Source organism: Bacillus cereus group sp. BfR-BA-01355 (assembly GCF_022663675.1).
In the GTDB taxonomy this organism is placed as follows: Bacteria; Bacillota; Bacilli; order Bacillales; family Bacillaceae_G; genus Bacillus_A; species Bacillus_A thuringiensis_S.
This window is the reverse complement of sequence record NZ_JAKUFY010000206.1, coordinates 1-4,499: the sequence shown is the minus strand read 5'-3', so window position 1 is coordinate 4,499 and position 4,499 is coordinate 1. Positions and strand designations below refer to the sequence as shown.

Below are 4,499 nucleotides of genomic sequence, written 5' to 3'. Positions count from 1 at the left end.
CTTTTTTGTCATTTTCAACATTCTCCGATCCCAATTTTCCTTTTATTATACAAGAAATACCCTATAGAATAGACTTTTTTCAAGTGTCTATTCTATAGGGTACATTTTAATATGAAGTATCTTTCTTTTCACACCATGAATAGTATGTCAGAACTAAATAATAGAAGTTATTGAAAAATGATTTGGTAAGTTTGAAAACCAAAATATAATCCATAAATAATAAGTGATATTCCAGATACTACTGTTATAAGAGACAATATACGTGCATTCAAAATTTTACGAAATATACTAGATGTACTTGCCATCGTAATATCCCAAATAAAAATGCCTAAAATAATCCCGAAACTATATAACAAAAGCTGCTCTTTATTATAGGAAGAAGCGGCTTTTGCTAATATAGAGCCGAAAATTCCAAGCCAAAATAGAATTGTTAATGGATTAGATAAGGACATAAAAAAACCAGAAAAAAAGCTTTTAATAACTGAATCATCATTTCTCGTATTACTAATGCTAATTTGATTTGCATTTTTTAAACTTTCGATACCTGTATAGATTAAAACAAAAGCGCCGAAAGACCATAAGAAAAGTTTTATAATATCTTTTTCGAGGAAATGAATGACACCTAAATAAATAAGTACCATGTAGATGACATCTGCAAGTAAGGCTCCTATGCCAAGAATCCAAGCGTGAAAAAAACCACTCCTAATACCTTTTTCTAACTGTGCAGCATTAATAGGCCCCATTGGAGCAGATAATGATAAACCTAAGAAAACATAGCTTAAAAATATGCCCACGTATGATATGCTCCTCCCACTAAATTTGATCTATATTAAATCTATTCAGTGGTTAAAGTTTGTACAACTAAATAATAAAAAGTGGAGTGGGTTACTTATTTTTATGCAAGTATTTTATTATTCGAGAAAAGGGACACTTGGATGGAATTGTTTCATCATCACGTAAAAAATATTGTTGCCATTCATAATTATCTTTTTCACCATAATCTTTAAGAGAAGGGTGAATAGGAGCTTTGTCATAAGCGGCTAGACGTTGACGTATTAAGTTTTTTAGTTTTCTACTGCGTTTCTCAGAATTCATAATTCCCTGTAAAACCCACCTAGGAGTTAAAGCAAGCATCATACATGAAAAATGTCTACTTTGTCTATTGACATGGGCAGGTGTAGCGCAGTAAACAAAATATGATTCATTATGAAAGCAAAATTCCCAAGTGTTTTCCATAGGATCATTTGGAATGTGCATAGGCCATTCCATCTCGTCCAAACGGCTAGTTGTATTAAGTAGAGACCAATAAATATGTTCAAAATCCTCAACGGTAGTTTCTTGCTTTAAATCTGTTGGTGTATGAATAAAAACAATGAGTGAGGCGTATTGACCTGTGTCTCTAGAACATTCAGTATATTCTTTAAGTAATGCAGCAAAATCCTCGCTAGTATTCGTATCTCTAGGATCACCAATAAATCCGTACCTGAGGTGATTTGCTGTAAAGCCGTGTTGAGCTGGTATACAAGGGAAAGGTTTATCTTTATCTGTCATTTTTAATTTAAAAGAACGGAAAGCTTCTCGTTGCCAATGTGGAAGGGTAATAATATTTTTTTGTAAAGAGTCTTTATTATAAAGCATAGTCATCTTTTTATCCCTCCTAAGTCATAATATATAACCTATTAATTATTTAAGAATAGGTGACTAACACGACTAGAATAATTGTTTTTTAATCTATAAAAATAAAATGATTTAATGAAGAATCCCCTTCAATGTAGTTACTTTAATAGTTGATCTTTAATAACGTATAAATTTAAGTAGCTATAAAATTTGAAAAATATATAAGGAATATGTAGGTACAATGTTCAAATTTATATTTTCTAACTAATATGGTTTATAACGAAACAAGAAGGGATGTATTATGATGGGGATTTTTAAGGAAGAAAAAATTAAATTTATAGATTGTAAAGGCGAAGAAGTCATTTTGAAAATCAAAATTAAGGATATAAAAAAGTAGGGAAGAGGAATTAAGGATACTTTATTGTGATTAACATAGAAGGATAATAAGCAATCATGAATTAGATTGAAATGAATTCATGTAGTATAGGCCCTTTTTGAATTTTTTTGCATAGTGTAGCATGAATGAATATTAAGGGGGAACGTCTATGTCTTATCCTAATCAGCTAGCTTGGCATGAAACATTGGAGTTACATGAATTAGTAGCATTTCAAGCAAACGGTTTAATCAAATTAAAAAAATCAGTTAGGAATGTACCTAATCAAGCACTTCAATCGTTATATATTAAAGCTATAAATGCCATCCAAAACAATCTACAAGAGTTAGTACAATTTTATCCTTATGCTCCTGGATTTCAATCGCAGCATCGTGATGACACTGGATTTTACGCTGGAGATTTACTTGGATTAGCAAAGACATCTGTTCGAAACTATGCAATAGCGATTACCGAAACTGCAACGCCGCGACTTAGAGAAGTTTTAACCCGTCAAATAAATGATGCTATACAATTACATGCACAGGTTTTTAACTTTATGTATGAGCGTGGTTACTATCCAGCTTATGATTTAAAGCAACTATTAAAAAATGATGTTCAAAATGTGCAAAAGGCAATACAAATGCAATATTAAAATGAAGATTTGGAAATTATCATTAGAGAAAAACTATAGTTTATTTATAGAGGATCAAATAGTTAAGACTATATGGTAATTTCCATTGTTAATAAATTGATTAAATGCTAAAAAGATAGATTGATTCTAAAATGTTAAAGAAATTATACTAGCTCTATTTTAGAATGGTGAACCACTTAAAGCTTTTTTAGTGAGTTTTAATAAAATATTAAATACGCTTGAGAATAAGTATTTATATGATACATCTAATTGAATGTTATTTTCCTTTGGTACTAAGTATGTTTAGCACGTTTTTCTTTTGGGAAAAATAAGAATATACATTAGTGGAAAGGATAGGATTTAATGGTTACCAAAACCGATAATACAAGCTATTTAACCTCTTCTGTTTATTTGACCCGTAATCTATGGTCAGGTATCTTGTTTGGGCTAGGGTTAGTAGCTTTTATAGATGAAACTATTTTTCATCAACTGCTACATTGGCACCATTTCTATGATAAATCTACAACAGATATTGGACTCATTTCAGATGGTCTTTTTCATGCTTTTAGTTGGTTTGCAACGATTGGTTCCTTGTTTATGGTTGCTGATCTTCGCCGTAGAAATGCATTTTGGTTGAAAAGATGGTGGAGCGGACTAATGCTTGGTAGTGGTGGATTTCAATTATATGACGGTATAATTCAACACAAACTAATGAAAATACATCAGATTCGATACGTAGATAATGTTCTTATCTACGACGTAATATGGAATATAATTGCGACTGTAATGCTCTTAATTGGCATTCTGCTAGTTTTTCAGACAAGAACTGATGAAAGATTATTGAGAGGTAAAAGCTTAAATGAATAATAACCATCTTCATCATGAAATATGGAATGTACTGGATATTTTAGTATTCGTATTCATTTTAATTATGTTAATAATTTATATAGTAGCCACGATTTTATCAAATCGCCATTACAAACGATGGTCGTTATATCGAAGTGTCTTCTGGATTTTAGGACTTATTTGTGTGGCAATAGCAGTTGTTGGGCCCTTAGCTCATCGTGCTCATAATGATTTCACAGTGCATATGCTTGTGCATTTACTCCTTGGGATGCTTGCTCCAATTTTTATAGCATTAGCCGCTCCAATGACTCTTTTTTTACGAACGTTCAATGTGAGAACAGCGCGACGTCTTTCAAGGATACTAAAGAGTAGGCCTCTACAACTTCTTACTCATCCAATTATCGCAACCTTGCTTAATTTAGGAGGACTATGGATTCTCTATACGACTAGCTTATACTCGATGATGCACGAAAGTATACTTCTTCATTTGTTCATACATTTCCACGTTTTTATTGCAGGATATCTGTTTACCACATCAATGATTTATGTTGATTTAATATCCCATAGGTATAGCTATATGTACCGATCAATTATTTTAATAATTGCATCAGCTGGTCATGGGATATTATCAAAATACATATATGCTCATCCGCCTGCTGGTGTAGTTACTGAACAAGCAGAAATTGGGGGCGTGCTGATGTATTATGGCGGCGATTTCGTTGATATTGTTCTTATTTTTATACTTTGTTTGCAATGGTCTAGGGGTAGCAGACAGCGAACAAAAGTTAATAATGTAGTAAGGTCATGGGATGTATCGGATTTTTTGAAACTAAAAACTTTGAAATGAAATTTAGTTAAACTGTATTATGGATTAAGTATGGTATGAACAAAATTAAAAAAAGTATGTTAAAAGTAAAAAGAGCAGTTTTTCTATGGCTAAATTTACAGCTGATGAAAAAATACAAATCGTTCTACGTTATTTGAACGGAAATGAAAGTTATCGAGAAATGGGTAGATCGCTCGGTATAAGTG

At 31.8% G+C, this 4,499-nt stretch carries 6 protein-coding genes; 4 read left to right on the top strand and 2 right to left on the bottom strand.

From position 1 onward, the window contains the following. Nucleotides 1–167: 167 nt before the first annotated feature. Together MR167_RS30605 and MR167_RS30600 are read right to left on the bottom strand one after the other, a co-directional pair. On the bottom strand, nucleotides 168–794 hold the full coding sequence (locus MR167_RS30605) for a LysE family transporter (RefSeq protein ID WP_000510856.1): 627 nt from the start codon (nucleotides 792–794) through the stop codon (nucleotides 168–170). A gap of 91 nt (nucleotides 795–885) precedes the next feature. After that, nucleotides 886–1,644, bottom strand: a complete 759-nt coding sequence (locus MR167_RS30600; protein ID WP_000178296.1) for a YqcI/YcgG family protein — start codon at nucleotides 1,642–1,644, stop codon at nucleotides 886–888. 518 nt (nucleotides 1,645–2,162) lie between these two features. On the opposite strand from MR167_RS30600, the gene cotF reads away from it, so the two are divergent. The 4 genes from cotF to MR167_RS30580 all read left to right on the top strand — a co-directional run. Further along, the gene (gene cotF / locus MR167_RS30595; protein ID WP_000121389.1) at nucleotides 2,163–2,642 is read left to right on the top strand and encodes a spore coat protein CotF; all 480 of its coding nucleotides are present in this window, start codon (nucleotides 2,163–2,165) and stop codon (nucleotides 2,640–2,642) included. 342 nt (nucleotides 2,643–2,984) lie between these two features. Beyond that, nucleotides 2,985–3,488: a DUF2243 domain-containing protein gene (locus tag MR167_RS30590; protein WP_000256786.1), complete on the top strand. Its 504-nt coding sequence runs from the start codon at nucleotides 2,985–2,987 to the stop codon at nucleotides 3,486–3,488. Continuing rightward, on the top strand, nucleotides 3,481–4,314 hold the full coding sequence (locus tag MR167_RS30585; RefSeq protein WP_001063503.1) for a cytochrome c oxidase assembly protein: 834 nt from the start codon (nucleotides 3,481–3,483) through the stop codon (nucleotides 4,312–4,314). The genes MR167_RS30590 and MR167_RS30585 overlap by 8 nt, the downstream gene beginning before the upstream one ends. 85 nt (nucleotides 4,315–4,399) lie before the next feature. Then, nucleotides 4,400–4,499 (top strand): IS3 family transposase (locus MR167_RS30580; RefSeq protein WP_002162695.1); only part of this gene is annotated, 100 nt, incomplete at its 3' end.